The following is a 21167-nucleotide window of genomic DNA, read 5'->3' as shown; positions in this document are numbered from 1 at the left end:
ACGTCGATACTTCTTTATTCGGGTGCAAATATACCTTTTTTTTCTGAAAGCAACAAGAGGCAGGGCAAGGAAAGCACAGGTAGCATCAGCTATTAAAGCGCACAAAAGGTACGTATCTACTTGTCCAAGAACTTTGAACCGACGTACTTTGCGAAGCTGTTGCGATACATGTCGCCAATGGGAACGAACACGCCGTCGTTCATCAGAATGCGGTTTTTGTTCACTTCGCTTATGTCCATCAAGTTGATAATCCACGAACGATGAATGCGCATGAAGCCATTGGGTAGGTGTTCTTCCATCTTCTTCATACTCGACAATACCACCAAGGGCTTTCGCCCGCTTATGAAGTGTATCTTTAGGTATTCGCCCATTCCCTCAATGTAGCGTATGTCGCTCACGTTTATGCGGACAGCCTTGTACTCGTTCTTCAGAAAGAGCGTGTCGTCGTCGGGCGAAGAACTCTTTTCGGCAGCCTTGTGCAAGAGGGTGTATTGCCGTTTCACGCTTTCGGCAGCTGCATTCAGTTCTGCCTGTCCGAAGGGTTTCAGCAGGTAGTCTATCGCTTCCACCTTATAGCCTTCCACGGCATAGTCGCTATACGCAGTGGTAAACACCACCAAGGGTTTCACTTCCAACGAGCGCACAAAGTCGAGCCCACTCATATCGGGCATATTTATGTCGATAAAAATGGCATCGACGGCTTGTTTCTGCATTTCCTCTTTCGCCTCGATAGCATTCTGACATTCGCCGACAAGCTCCAAGAAAGCGTTCTTCTTTATGTAGGCAGACAGTTGCTTGAGTGCCAAAGGCTCGTCGTCGATAGCTAAGGTTCTTATTCGGTTTTCCATATTTTGGTTCTTCTTTAATTGTCTCTTCTATTTGTCAAAGGTAGTTCCAACCATACACTGAAAGTATCTTCCCTGTCTTCTACTACAAGTGTATGTTGGTTTGGATAAATCAGGTTCAGACGTTGGTGGACGCTCTCCAAGCCCATTCCGCCTTTTTCAGCTTCCGACTCTGAGAGTTTGCTGTTGATGCAACGAAACTTTATCTTGTCGTCTTCTACGGCAAGCGATATGTCTATCGTGCTTTCGTGCTGATAGCTAATGCCGTGCTTAAAGGCATTTCCAACAAAACAGATAAGCAACAACGGCGGGATTTCGCCCACCGAGAAGTGTTCGGGCACGTCGAGATTGATGTTTACCTTCTCGGTATAGCGCATACGCATCAGCGAAATATAGCTATGTATGAAGTCGCTTTCTTTCTGCAACGGTATAAAGGTGTGGTTGCCCTCGTAGAGTACATACCGCATCATCTTCGACATAACGATGATTGCCCACTTTGCCTTCTCAGGGTCGATGTCTACCAAGGCGTGTATGTTGTTGAGAGTGTTCATAAAGAAGTGCGGGTTTATTTGATATTTCAGATAAGCCAGCTGGTGTTCCAAGTTCTTTTCCTGCAAGTCGCACAGCTTCTGTTGGTCTTCGTCAGACTTGAAGAACAACTTCACGCCGAAGTTCATTCCAAACATCAACACCAAGATAAGCATATTCAAGACAAGCATTTGTGGCACTACATCTGTTTGATTGCGTATGATATTACTTTCGAGGTTTTCTATCTGACCCATCACTGTCGAAGCTTTCGCTGCCAAAGTGGTATGGAAAAGATACTGCAAAAACGCAAAAGCAGCCATCAGAACAACTGTTCCCCAAACATAACGACTATGCCGTCTGCGGTAAACAATCTGCGGCAGCAACAGGAAATTGTGTACAACGAACGCACCAAGAAACATCAACGTGATTATCCACACATTAACAATATGCGCCCAATTGTAATGTTCGAAAATGCTATTTGCACGAAAACACATCGTTGCTATGGGGATAGCAAAGACAAGCAGCCATAAAAGAAAATAGACAACATTCTCTTTATACGTGCGTGTTGATTTCCGTAATAGATTTATCATATATGCGTTTAAAGGTAATCTGTTCACATTTCAACAATGAAAACTTTTGCAAAGATACAAAAACATTCTTTCTTTACGCACTATTCGCTGCAAGGAATGTATATTTTCTACTATACAATACCATAAAAGCCAAGGTTTTGCCCTAAAAAGGCGAGCAAACAGAAGCAAAAAAGATGTATCTACACCAAGGTTGCGGAGGCATTGCAAACATTGAACACAGATTATTGGTGGTTCGTTAAAACCTAAAACACACCTGTATATGCCTATCGGAAAAGAGCACAAATAATGTAAAGATTCTTCCAAAGGACATCTATCATCTAACAAGTTATCTATCAGTGCATTACAAAACCTATTGTTTTGCATTCCAAAAGCGGCTCTTTTGCAAGGTAAAAGAGCCGCTTTTGGACGGTAAAACCTACGCTTTCGCAACGTCAAAGCGCAGTTAGCACTTTTTAAGGATATTATCTTTACAAAACAGATACTGTTTCCTGCATCTAATTTAAACAAGAAAAAGAATTCAACTCACCCAGTAATTATCAATTAACCCAGATTATTAGGAGAAGAAAGGCAATTGGGAATACAAACTAAATAAGATATTACAAAACCTTTCTTATAAGCCGAAAATAAAAAAGATGGGTATTTTACAAGAAAAATAAGATAAATAATTTGGTCTTTAACGAAAGTTAGCGTATCTTTGCACCCACTTAATGCGCTTGTGGCGGAATTGGTAGACGCGCTAGACTTAGGATCTAGTGATTTCCATCGTGCAGGTTCGATTCCTGTCAAGCGCACTTCTCCTTTTTACTGAAGGTATTTTTCACTTAAAAGAAGATAACTCCATTAACAGTACTTACTTCTTAAGAGTTATGACTTACTTAAAGAAATGCTTACTAACATTGGTAGTGGCACTATTTGCCAACCCAATGCTTGTAGCAACCTATGGGCAGAGTTCTGCACTTTATTACAGCAAAGTAGACAACTTGAAATTTGGCGAACGAATCAGTTTGCGTACCAATGCTATGGATTGGATTACGCTAACTCCTAACTTCGGCTTGGAATACACTCTGGGTAACAAAAGTTGGAACAAATGGACACTTGGTGTTTCAGGAAGAATAAATTGGAATACACAAACCAAAGACCTTACTTATAATGTGTACGACATCTACGATGGGAAAGTAGAACTACGCAAATATTGGCACGGAAAGAACCCGCGCCGTGTGTTCTATTGGGGCGTATATGGCGGTGCCAACAAGTTTAACATCAAGTTTTCCGAAATAGGAAAGAAGGGAAATGCTTTCACCGGAGGACTTATGGTAGGCACTGTTACACAACTATATGGCTACCAGAACGGTGCAAGCCTCGACCTCGACCTTGGCATAAATGCTGGTGTAGTGTTCGCAAAATACGACGAATATCGCCGTGATGTCATCAGCAAACAGCACGTTTACACTACCGTAACACCACAAAATGGCTACAAACTAACGTTCTCGCCATTGCTTTATGCGGTTTCAACCGATGTTGTAAAGGTGGGACTGACCTATCATTTTGGTACGAAGGTAGCAAACCGATACAAGAAACGTCAAGCTGTAGACGAATCATATCGTATAGAGTTGGCTAACAAGGCATATACTAAGGACACGCTGCGCATTGCAAAAGAAGAAAAAAAGAGGGCTAAACACATAGAAAGGGCGCGCAACAAGCGACTCAAAGAATACGAAAAAGCCAAGAAACAAGCAACTAAGGCAGAGGAAAAGGTGGCAAGAGAGGCCGAGAAAAAGAAGAAAGGAGCCAAGAAATGAAAAGAATATTCATAGCTTTCCTAAGCATAATGGCTGCAACAATGGCACACGGTCAGGCCATTTCTGTAAATACCGACGTGGCAATGATGGCACTGCAAACCTATAATATTGGTGCAGAAATGACAATAGGAAACCGTTCTACATTGGGATTGAGCGTATTTGCCAACAACAAACCCTATTGGCACAAGGATATGAAGGTAATAGGTGTACAGCCAGAATATCGCTACTATTTCGGAGGACGCCCTATGTACCACCACTTCGTGGGTGTCAGCGCATTGGCCGTAGACTATAATACGAAATGGAAAGATACGCGCTACGACGGTCTTGCAGTAGGTGCTGGCTTGACATTCGGCTATGTTGTATCGCTTTCCGAGCGTTGGACGATTGATGCGCACGCTGGCTTTGGCTTGGTGGTTTTCCATCAAAAGAAGATAACCGACGGGTTGCCCGATTTGGAAACACCCTCAGGAATAAATATGGGAGGCGGATATACGGGTTATGGAATACTGCCAACCAAAATCGGTATTACGCTTTCATACATATTAAGATAAAGGAAACAAGATGAAATTAAGCATAAACCGTTACCTTGTTGTTTTATTCTTACTCTTCGCTTGTGTGAGTACGACACGCGCACAGGTGATGCACGTAACAGGTAGCGTTTACAAACAGATGAAGTCGTTCGACGGAGGCAAGACCAACAAGGTTCCCCTCTCTGTTCCAGTCTACATTTTCGACAACCGAAACGAAGCCAACAAGCAGGCTGCAATATATAGAAGCAAAAGCAAAGACTTCAGTCAAGAGGTTACAATAAGAAGCAATGCAACCGTAACACCCGACTACGATGGACACTTCGAGGCAGATGTTTCTGCCAAAGGTGCGCTTATGGTAATAAACGAAGGCGAGGTAAAGGTCGTGGATATCGGCTCAAGCTTGCAGTACGACATTGTGTTTACGGGTGGAACGAAAACCGTTCTACTTGCCAATACCATTGTAACTGCCAAGCACGTAGGGGCTAATATTGTAGAAATGAAGCCTATCGACGATGGTCCAAACTTGCATTGGGACGTTACGGTAAAGCTGCCTGAATGGTACACAAAGGACCATTCGCGCCTTATTTTCCAACCAATCGTTATCAATTGCGAAGAAGAAGACACCATACAGTATCTCGAGCCATTGGTGTTTGAAGGCAAGAAGTTTCATAAAAATCAAATCAGAAGAAAGAGTTTCGACTATAATCGCAACGACTCACTGCACAATTACTTCATTGAAGACCAACCTACAACCAACGATGCGTTTGCCTTTCATTGGGAAGCAACTTATCCGAAACCCAATCCAAACAAAAGTTACAAGTGGGGCTCGGTATTAAGATTGGAGGATTACACACACGTTTACTTTGAGGATAAGTCGAAAAACGGGACTTGCAACACACGCAAGCCCTGGAAATTGCTCGATGTTTCAATGGCAATGAAGCAGATTAAGCTAACGCCTCAATACTACGAACAAGCCAGAGCACAGCTGAGAGAAGTACCCCGCGACCTACAACTTACATTTGTTGTAGGCAAAGATGAACTTACTTCCGACGAATCGAATCAGCAACATCTCGAACAACTCGTGAAAGAACTTCGTTCCTATGGTCGCGCCCTGATGAACTTCACGGTTCAGGGAACAGCATCGCCAGAAGGTAATGTCGCATCTAATACGAAATTGGCAAATACACGTGCAAGGAAGGCATTGTCGATAATTGGTGGACAAGTATCAAGTGCAGGTCTTGAAGTAAAAGAGCCATTGGTTTACACTTGGTTCGATGTGGCAGACTCATTGAAGGCACGTAGCTTGGAAACAGAGTCAAACACGCTGCGCAACTATGCTTTCAATAACAATGCAAACGGCTTGCGCGAGATGCAAGCTCTGCCTGTTGTTCAAGAGATTCTGCAAAATCAACGTTTAATGCGTTGTACTTATACATTGAGACAGAATAAGGTGCTCGACCCTCAAGAAGCATTATGGACCTACTATAACGATAAAGACTATCAAAAAGGCGGCAAGAGTGTGTTCTCGAATGGCGACTATTACAACCTCTTCACGCAAATAAAGGATTCCGTAGAACTGCGCAAGCTCACCTATCGTGCGTGGAATGAGATTAAAACACGCCGAACTATGCAATACAGTCCGTTTGCTGCTTATGTGGCAAACCGCGTAGCTTGTTATGCTATCGAAAGCGATTCTATCGACTTATCTATCCTTGCACCATTTTTAGACATGAAGGCTGGATTGGAAATTTCACGCCCTATTTCTTTCGATAACGAATACCGTTACACTGTAAACAGGCGAGAAATAATTGCCAATCAAGCCATTATGTACTTCAAAACGATGAAGCTTGGCGAGGCTTACCACCTTGCAAACAAGTTGCCAAATACTGATGAGTACAAGGATATAAAGATGTTTACCGACTTAGAAACGCTATTCTTCAAACAAGGTAAGACTGCCGATGAAGACCGCCGTGCAAAGGAAGCATTAAGTTATGTAATGACATCGAACGCAGAGAACTATGCCATACTGAACTTTGAATTGGCATCTGAATTGGGTAAAACCTACGAGGAACTTGAGCCACTAATAGATTCGCTGCCTGACAACAGCGCAAAAAAGTGGTATATGAAAGGCGTTATTGAAGCTGGAAAGCCAGAAATGAGCGATGACGACTTTATGGCATTGACAACAAAATATGGTGCCGATGTTGCGCTACGAATGACCGATAACACCACTCCTGCTTTCTTAGCATACTTCCAACACTGCTTCGATATGAAGCCACAATACAAGGGTTTCTACAATTCGGACGCTAACATACCCGACGATATAAGGAAAAGAAGCCCTTATGACGAAAAGAAAGCAGAGCAATACAGACAGAAATTCACAGACCTAATGATTGCTGCAGGAAAGATGGAAGTGCCCGACAGCTATACAGAAACAAACGAAGAGGGCAGCGATAGCAACGCACAAACAACCAATTTACCAACAGAGGAGGTTAAGGAATGAAGAAGACAGCGTCCCTTATAATAGCATTTTTTACCATAATAGCCCTTCAGGCACAAACTCCAACAAGCCAGCCTACCGATACTTTGGTAAGAGATTTGAGCGACTTGGAGGAGAAAATGGCAGCTGAAGGCATCACCGTGAAAGCTGATACCACCTATTATGGCTTTCGAAAACAGAACGATTTCAATGCTCTGAATTATAGTCTTGACGACCGACACCGCTACCAAGGTGACAAATGGGCGAAGGGAAACTTTGCCAAGCATACATTCTTAGACTTCGGTGCTGGTGCTGTGTTCTACCCAAATCACAATGATTATCGGCTGACAACACAAGCTGGACTTCATCTTCGATTGGGTAAAGACCTCAGTCCGATGAGCACTTTCAGAGTCGGAATAGGTGGAGAGCTTGGCTACATCAGCGGTGAAGCAAACGTAAATTGGACAATGCGTGCCAATGCCGACTATCTTTTCAATTTCTCAAACTATCTTTTAGGCTATCGTCCCGACCGTCCTTTAAGTGTTTCGGGTATTCTTGGAATGGGTGTTCAGCATTCGCATCTAACAAAATACGATGGTTCTGCCATTGCAAGAACAATGAAGGAAAAGGCTGTTGCTTACAACATTCACACGGGTTTACAGTTCAAATTCCTTGCAGGAACCCACGCAGCACTTGCCATCGAACCTTATATTATGGCTGGTACAGAAGGTATGGACTTGGACAAAGCCACCAAATTCAACCACTTTAGTATCGGTTACGGTGTAAACCTATCCTACATTTGGTACTTCTACAACAATATGTCGTCGCAAAACAATGCAGGCGACTTCAAGAAACGCTTTGCTACAGGCGAACGTTTGTTCCTCAAAGACCCTGCAATGCTACGTTGGCGACGTCCTTGGTTCTTTGAATACAGCATAGGTCCAGCCTACTATCGCTTGGCAGATTTAAAGATGAGCGAAACGGTTGGCTACAGCATCAGTGCCAATATTGGGCAATGGCTGTCGTCTGCCATTGGTGTGCGAGGTGGTGTAAACATCACAAATACACCGTGGACAAAGGGTAGACAGACTACATCGTTACTTGGAAAGTTTGGTGTTTTCTTTGATGCCATGCTCAATCCCTTTGGTTTTACACGTCATTACAACTGGGACAGTGCCGTAGGTGTGAACCTTTTCGGCGGCTACGAAATGGGACAGCTACAATTAGTGCACGCCGACGCCAGCGATAAAACAGGCGGTAGATATGCTGGCTACCGATTGGGAGCACAGCTTTGGGCAAAGCTTACAAACGATTTGCGCCTTACTTTCGAACCAAGCTATATCTTAATGGAGCACTTCGACCGTTCCGATGGGCGCGTAAGATACGACCAAGCCGACTTTAAATTGGGCTTAGCCGTGCTCTTCCGAAATAAATTGCAACGGAATAACGACCTTAATCCTGCAAAAGACGCCCTACCCGAAAAAGGTTTCTTCATAGGTGGAGGTCTTGGTTGGAACACCACTATCAACAAATGGCGTTACACCGACAAGTCGCGCGGACTATTATTGAATTTCAATGGCTTTGCTGGCTACAACTTCAATATGTACCACGGAGCAAAACTCATGGTAGACTACATTGCCAATCCTATTTGGCAACAGAACCGTAGTGGCAATTTAAGCAAGTTCACGTACAAGAACACCTTCATATCTGCCGACTATCAGCTTAACGTACTCAATGCAATGGCAGGCTATCGTCCAAACAGAAGGTGGAGTGTAAACCTCTATGGCGGTCCTTCGTTGGTGTTAAGCGAATACGGAAAGAAAGCAGATGTCGGAGCAAACGTTGGCGGAATGATTTCATACCGTGTCCTCCCCCACCTCTCTCTGTTCTACAGCCACACCATTTATTGGATGCCGAGCAGCCATTACGACTCCAACCAGATTTACACTACCCCAGGAGCAGTGTCAAACGTACTCGCATTTGGTGCGCAATACCATCTCAATAGTTTCATCAACACCATAAAGAACCTGCCTTGGCAAAATGCTCCTTCATCGGGACGACACCGCTTCTTCCTCGACTATGGATATGGCTACGCCAACTATCCTATGCTTCCAAGCAAGGGAAAAGACTCGTGGGGCACCTCCATGCAGCTCTCGTTGGGCTGGTGGGCAAACTCTTTCCTCGGTGCACGCATTGGTCTGAATATGGCAAAAGGTGTGGATATGACAACCACACACACAAAAAAAGGACAAACAGAAGACATTCACCACGCCATTGGCTTGGGCACAATAGCTGGCGATGTACTCATCAATCCGTTGGGACTGAGCAAGAACTACAACTGGCATTCGCTTGTCGGTGCCAACCTTCTCGCAGGTTTCCAAAACGGTTGGCTCGTTATGAACGATGCAGAACACACCATCAAGGGTTCAAGAATTACGGTCAGCGGTTTCCGTCTTGGTCTACAACTATGGACACGCCTCAGTCGCGACCTCCGTTTGAACATCGAACCGATGTATTCTGCACTCGACATACACGACCGTGTGTATATTAACGAGGCAGGAAACACGCTATACAGAACGAAGGAAGCAGGCAGCAAACCGCTGAAATTGGGCAATTCGTTCTCTGTTCGCGTAGGCTTAACCGTACCGCTCAACCGCATTGCCCGCTACGAAGATGCCGATATAACGTCTTATGCCTCAAAGAAACCTATGCGATGGTTTGGTGCTATCGGTGGCGGTTGGAACATCTTGCTCACCAGACACCGCTTTAAGAACGACGGAGCAAAAGTCAATCTTGCTGCATTTGCGGGGTATAGACTGAACGAGATAACAGCCGTTCGTCTTGGTTTGGAATACGTTATGGACAACATTAAGTATGCCTACATCGAAAACAACAACGCTGAATTCTATGAAGAAAAGCATAACATTGCTTTCGTTGCAGCCAACTTCCAACTCGACCTCCTCTCCTACTTCCGCGGATATAACCCTAACCGCTTATGGAACGTAGCCCTGTACGCAGGTCCTGCCATCGGTATTCAGACAAACAAACCGCACAACAAGGACGCTGCCATTAACTTAGGTATGACTGCAAACCACCAAATATCGAAGCATATCTCGGCTTTCTACAACCACAACATCTACCTAATGGGCTTCTTGGGACAAGAAAGTCTGCTGCCAGGCACAAACCTTATGGGAAGGCTAACAGCATTAAACTGCATCAATTTCGGCTTGATGTACAACTTATAGAATTACTGAAACATACGAAAGGAGCGAATGCCGCAACGGCATTCGCTCCTTTTTGTATATCGTTGAAGTCCGAATTAATCTTCCTCGTCTTCAGGGTCAGCCCACACCACTTGCACGCCCGAAGCAAAATCCTGTGTGCTTTTCCGAGTCTTAGGGTCGCGTCGGCTCGCTGGCAAGAACTTGCACTTCACCCCTTTCACATTCTTCTTAATGTCAAAATCTTCTTTGTTCTCTACTGGCTCGCTCTCCACCGTCAGATGAAATCGCCCTAATCCGTCAAGCACAACAGTGTTGCCAAGGCTGAGATTATAACTAATTTCGTCTACCAATGCCATAATAATGCCCGTAACCTCGCCTCGTGTAAACGAAGTACTCGCTTGAATAGCTGCCGCAAGGTCGGCTGTCGAAGTTTCACCACTGCTCACCACTCGTGCGTGCCACTTACCGCCACGGTTGGCTTCTTTAAACTTACTTTGTTGTAGCCTGATACTTATTGCCATAAAGTTATGTCTTATTGGTTATGTTCTATTTCATTTGCAAACTTACATAAAATTCTCAAATAATACTCCAATTGTATAAAGAAAACCACTTTTTTATTTTATTGCTATTTCACCAGCTTTCTACCAACTCACAAAAACAACTTTCAATTCTCTGATAAACAATATTTTAGCTTACTTTAAATGCAATTTTACAAATTATTTACACGTAAATAAATATTTTTCTACGTGTAAGTAAATATTTCTTTACGTGTAGAAAAAATATTTTTTACACGTAAAGAATTTCAAAGACAAGAGTTTTGCTGACTTTTCCTGAATTTACCAGATACTTTTTATCTTCATTATCCAATTCGGTAGAAGCAACTTTTGCAGTCATACTGAATTGAACAGTACTGTTCTTGCTAAGGCATTCAATTCTTTTATCCTTGCAAATACAGCCCTTCGCTTAAACTTGTTATTGGTAAAGAAAAGCCGACTCTATGCTATAAAGGCAGGAAAGTAACAGAAAAAAGAAGCCACTGCAACAATGTTTCGTTGCAGTGGCTTCCGTTATGTGCTTTGTCGCTCCTGCTTCAAAGCAAGGGCGGTTTGCTATTATTAAAAAATGTTAGATTCATAACAATAAGCGATGTTCCGTACCCAATAAGAATACGGAAGTTAATTGCTTTTTACTGCTTCACCACTTTCTTACCGTTCACGATGTAAATGCCCTTAGGCAAGTCTTTCAACTCGTTAGATACACGCACGCCGCTAAGGGTATAGACGCCTTGCGCAGCTGTGGCATTGACTGTAGGAACCTCAATAATGTTAGGGTCGGACGTAATAGTTACCCAATCGGTTACGACCTTGTCGTCTGCGCCAAAGAGAGTATAGTAGGTGTATTCGCCATCTTGGAACTCTTTCCAGTACGCTCCTGTGGGTGATGTAACACCGCAACCAGTGAACTCGGGCTTATTATCCCACACCCAACTGATACTGCCTGCATACTGGTCGCCACTCATACCGCCACCCTTAACGCGCATATTGCAACGTTCAAATTTCCAATAGCCGTCACAAAGTCCGTATTCCCCTGCACTCACTTCCACGGTGCAATCGCTCACGGTGATAGAACCTCGATTGAAAATGCCTTTTTGATAGTTTTTGTTGCTCGCTGTGGTCGAGGCATTTATCGTAAGACTGCCACCGCCCGTGATAGTGATAGCATCGTCTCGTCCATTCCACAGTCCTACACTTTTCTCTGCAGTAACAGTGTTATTACCGATAAGACGAATGGTTAAGCCATCGATAATATTGTAGATGCCAGTGCCATTAATAGTTTCTGCTGTGTTGTGGATAGTTACGTTGTCGAGTGTGAGGGTCTTGGTAGCATTGTCATACTTCGCAGTACCCTTCACGCCTTCAATCACGGAAAGGTCGTTGCAGTTGTCAGAAGTAACTTGCACGCCAGCTATCAAAAGTTCGTAATCTTCCGCCTGCGCCTGTGCTGTTCCTGCCCACATTATCGCCACTATAGCGAGAATGAGCGTAAATAATGCTTTTTTCTTCATAATTCTTTTGTTCTTTAATGATGAATAATAAAATAAATTATCCTGCTGAATTTCTCTCCTGATATAGACAGTATGTTGTTTATTCTGAAAACAGTAGGTTCATAATGGTAGGCGGTGTTCCGTATCCTTACTGGGTACGGAGGTTAATCGCTTTTTACTGCTTCACTACTTTCTTACCATTCACGATGTAGATACCCTTAGGCAAGTTTTTCAACTCGTTAGATACACGCACGCCGCTAAGGGTATAGATGCCTTGTGCAGCTGTGGCATTGACTGTTGGAGCCTCAATGCTTGTTGCATCTTTGACAATCACTACCTTGCTTGTAACTTTCTCTCCGTTCAAAGCCACACAGTGCATTGATGGGTCGAACGCTGCACCTGAAGGTTCAGATATTTTAGAACCAATCATAGTGAGAGTGGCAAAATCACAAATAGAGCCTTTTTCTGTACCTTCTGCTGTTATTGCAGCATTCTTTATTGTAAGATTCTCGGTTGTACCATTATATCCAGCAATGCCATATTCGTTACTTTTAGCGTTTATGGTACAATCTTCGATGGTGAGATTGCCTTTGTTTGCATAGATAGCACAATTCTTCTGGCACTCTATATCAAGTGTTCCGCCACCAGTAATGGTAATCGAGTTTTCATACAGAATACCAGAACCAGTTTCTGTTTGCAGCTTATTTTTGCCGATAACCTTAATTATCAAGCCATCAATTTTAGAAGAAATGGCAGTTTTATACTTATCTCCTACGATGGTTGCATTCTCCAATGTAAGGGTCTTTGTTTCATCGTCGTACTTTACAGTGCCACTCACACCTTTAATAAAGGATAGGTTCTTGCAGTTTATAGAATTGACTTGTGTAAGCGCAATGGTAAGGTCGTAATACTCTTGAGCTTGTGTTGTGCCTGCCCACATTGTTGCCATTGCGGCGAGAATAAATGAAAGTAATGCTTTTCTTTTCATAATCTTTTATTTTTATTGATGAATAATAAGGTGATTTGTCGTGATGAAGTGCTACTCTATCCTTAAGTCAGCGGAGTTGAAAAATGCAGAATGCCCCGCCTGAACCTCCTTTTGTCGGAGATACAGGCAGGGCATTCGTAAGTTTTTTCGATTGAGAATGCAAGATGTACCAATGGTACAGAAGTGTTCAAGATTCTCAAACGGACGTCTTTGAACAGACGAGAACAGCGAATAGCGGACGCATAAAGCAGACCTACACCATTGTCTCGGTGCGTTGTATAATGGCTTGCCAAAATGCTTTCCGCTAATGGTTTCATCGTATTCGGGCTTAAATAATTGACATTTATTAGACTATCACTTGCAAATGTAAATCTTTTTTTTGACAAATGCAAGAAATAGAGAAAAAATGTTGAATTATATTAATTCACCCGTTAGCGGAATCGAGTTTCTTAATATGTCAGTTTCAACCCTACATAGAAACAGCGTGGGAGCGACGGACCATAGATATAGGAAGCGTCGCGGTTCCAGCCTTTGTCTAAATCGCGCTGGTAAACATTACCTATATTCTGTATGCCCGCATTGAGCTGCGCCTTTACTTGCTTGTAAATATCGAAGTCGTAACTTGCTTTTAAACTCAATGTGAAGAACGATGGCGTGCGCACTGCCACAGGCTTTTCTACGCCTGAACCTGCTGCATGCCCTACGAGCATACGTCCATTATAGTTGCCTGAAAGGGCAATGGACAAACGCTTAACGGGTGATGACTGCATCGTGAAGTATCCATATACGTTCGGTGTACGCAAAAACTTCTTTTCGGCAGGCGCGTCTTCGTCCCATTCCACAGCGTCTTTGTATTCGCTGCGCTGCACTGTGAGTCCGCTTTGCAAAGAGAACCACTTAGAGAATACAGCCTTTCCCTCTGCATTCATACCCCAGACTGTTGCCTGATGGGCATTGAAACGTTCGAGAATGCGAATGCCGTTCTCGTCGCGTTCCTTCAATACACGCTGTGCAAACACATTGTTCAGGTGTGTATAGAAGGCTTCTACCAAGAAGTTGGTCTGCACATTGCCAAAGTTGTAATACATATCGGCTGATAAACTCAAGCTGTTAGAGCGTTCTTCCTTCAAGTCTTTCGCCAAATAGGTCTTTATTCGCTCGCCGCCTGCCATACTCGTATGCAAGTCTTCGTCGAATGTTTGTGGTGCACGGAATCCGCCTGCATAGGTTAAACGCAAATGAACGTTGCGAGTTGCGTTGAAGCGCAGATTCACTCGCGGACTGAAAATAAGGTGGTTGATGAGATTGTGCTTGTCGAAACGACCACCCAAGAGTATGCCCCAATGTTCGTTCTTCCATTCGTTTTGCAGGAACAAGCTACCAGTCCGCACGGTTTGTCGGGTAATGACATCGTAGCCGAGTGCGTGGTCTTTCAGTGCATCGTAGGTATATTCAGCACCCAAAGTAAGGTCGGCAGGCATAAAAAGCAAACGCCCGAAGTTGTGAACAAACTGCATTCCTCCCATTAAGTTCGTGTCGTGGGTTTTGCTGTAAGCCTTCAAAGCCTCTGCCTTGCTTTCTTCCGAACCGTCGCCTGCACCACCATAATAGCTATCGCGCGATACGGTTTGAAACGAAGCATAAGCCGTAAGATGGTTCAAACCGTTAGGAGTGAAGAGGTCGTAACTCAGCGAACCGCCATTGATATTATGGTCGAGTTTTTCTGCAATATTCGATTCGTGTACAGGCAGGTGCAGGTTGTTGCCACCACGACGATATTCGTTCAAAGCGTGGTATTGCAGTTTCAGCTTGGAATAGTTGTTCAATCGCAGGAAAGCACCCATACCAATGGTTTTATTGATTAGCTTTGGAAGGTCGGTAAAGCCGTCTTGGTCTCTGTCGTAACCGCCACGATTATGGCTCTGCCCATAAACCGAAAAACCGGCTTTATTGTTGCTCGACACAATGGAAGTGTTTACAGTGGTGTTGTTATCGAATGTCTTTCCTCCTTCGTAAGCCGTGAACGTATGCGCCAACTCAGCGTAATTGCTCAATGGTTCTTTCGTAATGATGTTGATGGTTCCACCTATTGCCGATGAGCCATACAATGCCGAGCCTCCACCTCGCACTACTTCTACCCGCTCTATCATATTGGCAGGTATCTGCTCTAAGCCGTAAACGCCCTGCAAGGCTGAAAACACGGGACGAGAATCGATAAGTATCTGCGAATAATGCCCGTCCAACCCGTTTATACGCACTTGCGAGAAACCACAGTTGGCGCAATTGTCTTCGGTGCGCACACCGGGCTGAAAGTTCAGACCTTGTGCCAGACACATGGAATTGGTGATGTTGAACGTGCGCGTATCTATCACGTTCACCAACGTTGGTGCGTTGCGTCGCAACGATATGCTGCGATTTGACGATACCACAACTTCGTCCAACGATATTTCATCAGTCTTCAATACAAAATCTGTTGTCAGCCTTGCGCTCTTCTCCACTTCAATCGTCTGCCTTTCAGCGTGGTATCCCGTGGCACGAGCCTCTATTGTTTGCTTGCCAAGTGGCAAGTCTTCCAGATGGTAATACCCCTCCGCATTGGTAACGCTGACTATCATCGTACCCAACACCTGCACTGCCACGTGTGGTATTGGTTCGCCAGTGGCTTTGTCAGTTATGTGTCCCACTACGTTTGCATTTGTTTTCAACTCCTCGTTTGCACTTGCTGCCATTGGTAACAGTGCCAATACGATAACCATTATTAGTTTAAACCCATTGAGGGCTTTTATGTACTTCTGTTTCATTTTTGTTCTTTTAATTGTTAATTTCTTATACTAAAGTATTGTGAACCTTCTATTAGTGTTCAGCCTTTTATTGATAATATGTTTTTTAGAATGCAAAGGTACCACCATTCACTTACTCACACAATACCTAAAATTTAGGATTTTAACAGAACGTTGTACCTCAAGAATAGCAAAAGAAGCTGAAAGCTTCTTTCGATTTATCTGTATAATAATACATTATCATCAATATGATAATTGATTGTCATCAGTATGATAATACATTGTTATCGGTATGATAATTGATTAACATCGGTATGATAATTCATTATCATACCATATACAATGAATTATAATACTGACTTTCAAAGCAAAAACTGCAAATAAAAAAGGAGCAAAGCAACCATTATTCGTTGCTTTGCTCCTTTTCAGCTTTACAAGTGTATGCTAACTATATCTTATTTAAATCAGCGTGAGCGCATAAAGATAAACCACTGCGGCAGGAATGGCCATAAGCGCAGAGTCGAAACGGTCGAGCATTCCGCCGTGTCCGGGAAGTATGTTCCCGCTGTCCTTTATGCCAAGCGTGCGTTTAAACAGACTTTCAACGAGGTCGCCCCAAGTGCCGAAGACTGCCACAACTATGCCAAGTCCGATCCATTGAGGAATAGTGAGCGCATTTGGTGCTGATGGATTCTCGGTGAGATAGCCTATCAATACAGCCACGGCAATGACAAAAATGCCACCGCCAATGCTACCTTCCCAGCTCTTTGCAGGACTGATGCGTGGAAAGAGCTTGTGCTTGCCAAAGAGCGAACCCGAACAATAGGCTCCCGTATCGTTTGTCCACAGGAAGATGAAGATGCTTAAAGGCAAAAGCATATCAGCCATTATATTGCCGTTCGCATCGTGCTGGAAAGCCAGAACGTTAATCATGGAGAAGGGCAACGCGATATACATCTGCCCTAACATGGTGTACGCCCAATTGTTTATTGGGTTTTCGTTCTTCAAATACAGCTCGGCAATGATGAGATAGACAATTGTAAGAATGTAAGGAACAAACACGCTGAAGTCTTTCACGTATCCCAACCGCAATCCTGCCAGTGCTACAAAGAAGTAGACACCTGCGACAACAGATATGAAACGATTTACGCTGACGCCTTCGATTTGCGATACCAGCCCTGTGTACTCCCACAAAGTCATACCTGTGATGAGGGCAAAAAGCACTATCATGTAGTGCGGTGCCATAAACCCTGCCACCATAAAACCCACAAAGAGTACGCCTGTAATGGCACGTGTAACGAGGTTCTTCTGCTTGTCTGTCATTGTGCTCTATTGTTTTTAGTTTCAACATCTTCTTCGGTGATCTCAACATTTGCTTCATCGTTCACTTCTGCCTGTCTGACAGCTGCTTCGTGTTCTGCCTGTGCTTGCTTCACGCTATCGGGCATGGCATCGAGCGACAACTTTGCATTCTCTTCAGCCTCCATCAATTCCAATGTACGGCTTACCCACGGACGTTTGCCGAAAATCTCTTCCACGTCCTCTGCCATTATCACTTCACGCTCAATAAGCAGCTGTGCCAGTTTGGCGTGCCCCTCGCTGTGCTCTGTCAATATCGCTTTCGCACGGTCGTACTGCTCGTTCACCATCTTCAGAACCTCCTCGTCAATGATTTTTCCAGTCGTTTCCGAATAGGGTTTCTGGAATCCGGGGTCGTTATTGTAGTAGCAGATGTTTGGCAGCTTATCGCCCATACCTGCGTAGGCTATCATTCCGAATGCACTCTTTGTGGCACGCTCAAGGTCGTTCATCGCTCCTGTTGATATGTGTCCGGTGAAGAGTTCTTCTGCCGCACGTCCACCAAGCAGCGAGCACATCTCGTCGAGCATCTGCTCTTTGGTCGTAATAGGGCGTTCCTCGGGCAGATACCACGCAGCACCGAGTGCCTGACCACGTGGTACAATGCTCACTTTCACCAACGGATTGGCGTGTTCGCAGAACCAACTGATGGTGGCGTGCCCAGCTTCGTGAAGGGCTATGGTGCGCTTTTCGCCTGCCGTAAGTATCTTTGTCTTCTTCTCCAAACCACCAATGATACGGTCTACCGCATCTAAGAAATCCTGTCTGCCTACTGCTTCTTTGTTGTGGCGAGCCGCTATCAGCGCAGCCTCGTTACACACGTTGGCAATATCAGCACCAGAGAAGCCTGGAGTCTGGCGTGCAAGAAGGTCTATATCGAGATTTTTCTCCAACTTCAATGGGCGCAAATGCACTTGGAAGATGGCTTTACGTTCTGGCAAGTCGGGCAAATCAACGTGGATTTGTCGGTCGAAACGTCCTGCACGGAGCAGTGCCTTGTCGAGCATATCTACACGGTTGGTGGCTGCCAATACGATAACGCCGCTGTTTGTACCGAATCCGTCCATCTCTGTGAGCAGCGCATTCAGCGTATTCTCGCGTTCGTCGTTGCCTCCCATAGATGGATTCTTCGAGCGAGCACGGCCCACTGCATCAATTTCGTCGATGAATATAATAGACGGTGCTTTCTCTTTGGCTTGTCGGAACGCATCGCGAACACGGCTTGCACCTACACCCACGAACATCTCAACAAAGTCGGAACCACTCATAGAGAAGAACGGAGCACCCGCTTCGCCCGCTACAGCCTTTGCCAGCAACGTCTTACCCGTTCCCGGAGGACCCACAAGCAATGCGCCCTTTGGTATCTTACCACCCAGCTCGGTATATTTCTTAGGGTTTTTCAAGAACTCTACAATCTCTTGTACTTCTTGCTTTGCGCCTTCCTGACCCGCTACATCTTTAAAGGTAACGCCTATTTCGCCGCCCTTTTCGTATATCTTGGCTTTCGATTTGCCTACGCTGAACACACCGCCGCCACTGCCTGCGCCGCCGTTCATACGTCTCATTAAATAGAAGTAGAAGCCAATGAGAAGAATCCAAGGCAACAATCCGATAATCACATTGGTAAAACCGTGTTCGTCCTTATTCTCATAGCTGTAACCCGAAATCTTCTTTTGCTTGATAGCAGCATTCAAGAAGGTTTCGAGATTGTCTATCGAACCAATTTCCACCGTGATATAAGGCGACTTTCCAACTTGGTCTACGCCTTTCTTGAATATATCGCGCACGTGGTCGGGACTGACATACATACGGAGCGTGCTTTCCTTCTTGTTGATTACAACACGTGTGGCATACCCCTTATTAATGTAGTTTACAAAAGTGGTATATTCCTTTTTAGTGCTTTCGCCTGCTGAAAACATACTTTCCATACCCCTCGACGAGAAGAAGAGTACAGCAAAAATAAGTGCCATAATATACAACCAGTTCATATTGAACTTTGGCATTTTTGGCTTGTTGTTTGGATTCTGATTGTCCATTTAATTCATTTGATAAAGATAAATAAAACTGTTTACTACGTGGCAACAGTCTTAGTCTAAGTCAGCGATTTGCGTTAATGCAGCATCTTCCCACAGATGTTCGAGGTCGTAATACTCTCTTGTTTCCGGAATAAAGACGTGCACAAGCACATCGGCGTAGTCTATTGCCACCCATTGATTGGTGCCGAGTCCGACACAGTTGATAGGTTTTTCTCCGTGACATTCGCGAACATAGTCGCTTACCGACCCTGCAATGGCTTCCACTTGTTGCGGAGAATTGCCATGGCATATCACGAAATATTTACAGATAGTACCATCAATCTTTGATAAATCTGCAATAACTATGCCATGTCCTTTCTTCTCTTGTATTCCTTCTACAATTGTTTCTACTAATTTCTTTTCTGCGTTCATTAAAAATACTTTGTTTTATTAAGGTACAAAGATACTGCAAATGCGTTGAAGGACAAAATAAATTTGTTTTATTTTGCGAATTTAAAATAATCGCAGAACACGATATTCGTTGGACAGAACTATTATTGTTGTTTTATCAATAGCAAAGGCACAAATAATAATTTCAGTAGCAAGGATTTGACAGGAAGATGCTATCAAACCTTTGTTACTCAACATTTGAAGAGGATTATTTCTTTAACTCATTATCTTTTCCTGCATTCACGAAGACAGTAATAATGCTAACAACTGCGCTAAAACCAAAAATACCAGCAAACCATTCATGGTCAAGATATAAAGCTAAGGCAGAAAGACCTACCAAGGCTACAAGTGAAAGGAAGGCAAAAAACATACCCCACCAATTCATTCTGCCATTCTTATGCTCAGAATAACGGATAATATCTATTTTCTTATTTTCCGTCTTGTGACGATGCTCCTGCTCTTTTTTAGAAGTTTCAAGAAGAAACGTTACAATATTTGGATTGATTTCCTGATAGGCTTTCAACTCCTGTGCCGTAGGCAGCGAAAGATCATCTACTGAAACCGTCTGTTCTACCTGCTTTCCTATGGCATCGCCTACACCTACATGTGTTTCTCGTGTACTAATTGAATGTTTAGACATTGTCTATTACTATTTTATTGTAAGTTTTGCGAACATCTCCATAGATAGCACGTTGGTCGCTACGAAGATTCTGACGGTCTGTGGAAGTACTGGAAGAGTTATTCATAATCTCTTCCTTTAGGTGCTTAACCTCTTCAGACTCTTCGTTGAAGTTTCCTAAAGAAGCTTGACGAAATGTTTTCACACCTTTCAGCGCAAAATCAAATATTTCCTTAGCTATGCACATTTTCTCTTCCTATTTTTTGCAAATTTACACCAAACTTATCATATCTGCAAATATTTAACATTAAATTTGATTATACCAATTAGGTTCTATTCATTATTTTACAGACTTTCAGAAAATAAGACAAGACTGACAAAATAAGACAAGAGAACTTGCAATAGGAAGACAACGTAACCGTAAAAAGGATTTCATACCCGCAGAAAACAAGAATTTGAAAAAAAGTTCGGATAATTTTTGCACTTCACTAAAAAAGTAGTAACTTTGCAACCGCAAATCTGAAAGAGATGCAAACATATTGGGATATGGTGTAATGGTAACACAACAGATTCTGGTCCTGTTATTCTTGGTTCGAGTCCGAGTATCCCAACACAACAAAAAGCCAAATAGCAATTCAGCTGTTTGGCTTTTTTCGATAGACCATAAATGTGTAAACATTTTTCGCCAGCAAATCTATCGCGTAACCTCTTCGTTATCAACACTTTGCAAAACCTATTGTTTTACAAAGCAAAAGCGTAGGTTTTGCACGGTAAAAGCGGCTGTTTTACCTTGCAAAAGAGCCGCTTTCGCAACGTCAAATCGAAATTACTATTTTTCCTACAAATAATCTTTACAAAACAAGGGCGTTTTTCTGCTCTTGTCATAAGCAAGAAAAAGAAAATCAATTCCCTGACTA

16 protein-coding genes and 2 tRNA genes are annotated in these 21167 nt (G+C 43.6%); 6 read left to right on the top strand and 12 right to left on the bottom strand.

The window, feature by feature from the left end:
• Positions 1-116: 116 nt before the first annotated feature.
• On the bottom strand, positions 117-848 hold the full coding sequence (locus BWX39_RS03400; RefSeq protein ID WP_028904912.1) for a LytR/AlgR family response regulator transcription factor: 732 nt from the start codon (positions 846-848) through the stop codon (positions 117-119).
• Between the two features lie 14 nt (positions 849-862).
• A complete protein-coding gene (locus tag BWX39_RS03395) occupies positions 863-1963 on the bottom strand; it encodes a sensor histidine kinase (RefSeq protein WP_028904913.1) in 1101 nt (366 codons plus the stop codon).
• A 709-nt stretch (positions 1964-2672) separates the two neighbouring features.
• Here BWX39_RS03395 and BWX39_RS03390 point away from each other — a divergent pair.
• The 5 genes from BWX39_RS03390 (at position 2673) to BWX39_RS03370 (ending at position 10016) form a co-directional block, all read left to right on the top strand.
• Positions 2673-2754: transfer RNA gene (locus BWX39_RS03390), tRNA-Leu, on the top strand.
• Between the two features lie 75 nt (positions 2755-2829).
• On the top strand, positions 2830-3762 hold the full coding sequence (locus tag BWX39_RS03385) for a DUF3575 domain-containing protein (protein ID WP_028904914.1): 933 nt from the start codon (positions 2830-2832) through the stop codon (positions 3760-3762).
• On the top strand, positions 3759-4313 hold the full coding sequence (locus BWX39_RS03380) for a DUF3575 domain-containing protein (RefSeq protein ID WP_028904915.1): 555 nt from the start codon (positions 3759-3761) through the stop codon (positions 4311-4313). The genes BWX39_RS03385 and BWX39_RS03380 overlap by 4 nt, the downstream gene beginning before the upstream one ends.
• 10 nt (positions 4314-4323) lie before the next feature.
• Complete coding sequence (locus BWX39_RS03375) at positions 4324-6795, top strand: hypothetical protein (protein WP_028904916.1); 2472 nt, start codon at positions 4324-4326, stop codon at positions 6793-6795.
• Positions 6792-10016 (top strand): porin family protein, encoded by a 3225-nt coding sequence (locus BWX39_RS03370; protein WP_028904917.1) that lies wholly within the window; start codon positions 6792-6794, stop codon positions 10014-10016. Before BWX39_RS03375 ends, BWX39_RS03370 begins: the two co-directional genes overlap by 4 nt.
• Positions 10017-10090: 74 nt before the next feature.
• On the opposite strand, the gene BWX39_RS03365 is transcribed toward BWX39_RS03370, so the two are convergent.
• From BWX39_RS03365 to BWX39_RS03325, 10 genes are all read right to left on the bottom strand, one after another.
• Positions 10091-10516: an HU family DNA-binding protein gene (locus BWX39_RS03365; protein ID WP_028904918.1), complete on the bottom strand. Its 426-nt coding sequence runs from the start codon at positions 10514-10516 to the stop codon at positions 10091-10093.
• 665 nt (positions 10517-11181) lie between these two features.
• Entirely contained in the window at positions 11182-12060 is an 879-nt protein-coding gene (locus BWX39_RS03360; protein ID WP_028904919.1) for a hypothetical protein, read from the bottom strand.
• 154 nt (positions 12061-12214) lie between these two features.
• Positions 12215-13027, bottom strand: coding sequence for a hypothetical protein (locus BWX39_RS03355; RefSeq protein WP_028904920.1), 813 nt, complete (start codon positions 13025-13027; stop codon positions 12215-12217).
• A 62-nt stretch (positions 13028-13089) separates the two neighbouring features.
• Positions 13090-13344 carry a hypothetical protein gene (locus BWX39_RS12100; protein WP_147285771.1) on the bottom strand — a complete coding sequence of 85 codons (255 nt, stop codon included), beginning with the start codon at positions 13342-13344 and terminating at the stop codon, positions 13090-13092.
• A gap of 132 nt (positions 13345-13476) precedes the next feature.
• Positions 13477-15828, bottom strand: a complete 2352-nt coding sequence (locus BWX39_RS03350; RefSeq protein ID WP_028904921.1) for a TonB-dependent receptor — start codon at positions 15826-15828, stop codon at positions 13477-13479.
• 438 nt (positions 15829-16266) lie between these two features.
• The gene (locus BWX39_RS03345; protein WP_028904922.1) at positions 16267-17130 is read right to left on the bottom strand and encodes a phosphatidate cytidylyltransferase; all 864 of its coding nucleotides are present in this window, start codon (positions 17128-17130) and stop codon (positions 16267-16269) included.
• Entirely contained in the window at positions 17127-19202 is a 2076-nt protein-coding gene (ftsH, locus tag BWX39_RS03340) for an ATP-dependent zinc metalloprotease FtsH (protein WP_028904923.1), read from the bottom strand. The genes BWX39_RS03345 and ftsH overlap by 4 nt, the downstream gene beginning before the upstream one ends.
• Positions 19203-19253: 51 nt before the next feature.
• Positions 19254-19613, bottom strand: a complete 360-nt coding sequence (rsfS, locus tag BWX39_RS03335; RefSeq protein ID WP_014708801.1) for a ribosome silencing factor — start codon at positions 19611-19613, stop codon at positions 19254-19256.
• Positions 19614-19839: 226 nt separating this feature from the next.
• On the bottom strand, positions 19840-20271 hold the full coding sequence (locus tag BWX39_RS03330; RefSeq protein ID WP_028904924.1) for a DUF2335 domain-containing protein: 432 nt from the start codon (positions 20269-20271) through the stop codon (positions 19840-19842).
• A complete protein-coding gene (locus BWX39_RS03325; RefSeq protein WP_028904925.1) occupies positions 20264-20497 on the bottom strand; it encodes a hypothetical protein in 234 nt (77 codons plus the stop codon). Before BWX39_RS03325 ends, BWX39_RS03330 begins: the two co-directional genes overlap by 8 nt.
• A gap of 293 nt (positions 20498-20790) precedes the next feature.
• Between BWX39_RS03325 and BWX39_RS03320 the strand changes: the two genes are divergently transcribed.
• Positions 20791-20861 (top strand) — tRNA-Gln (locus BWX39_RS03320).
• The last annotated feature ends 306 nt before the right edge of the window (positions 20862-21167 follow it).

Origin of the sequence: Prevotella intermedia ATCC 25611 = DSM 20706 (assembly GCF_001953955.1) — a bacterium.
Taxonomy (GTDB): Bacteria; Bacteroidota; Bacteroidia; order Bacteroidales; family Bacteroidaceae; genus Prevotella; species Prevotella intermedia.
This window is presented reverse-complemented; position numbering and strand designations above follow the sequence as displayed.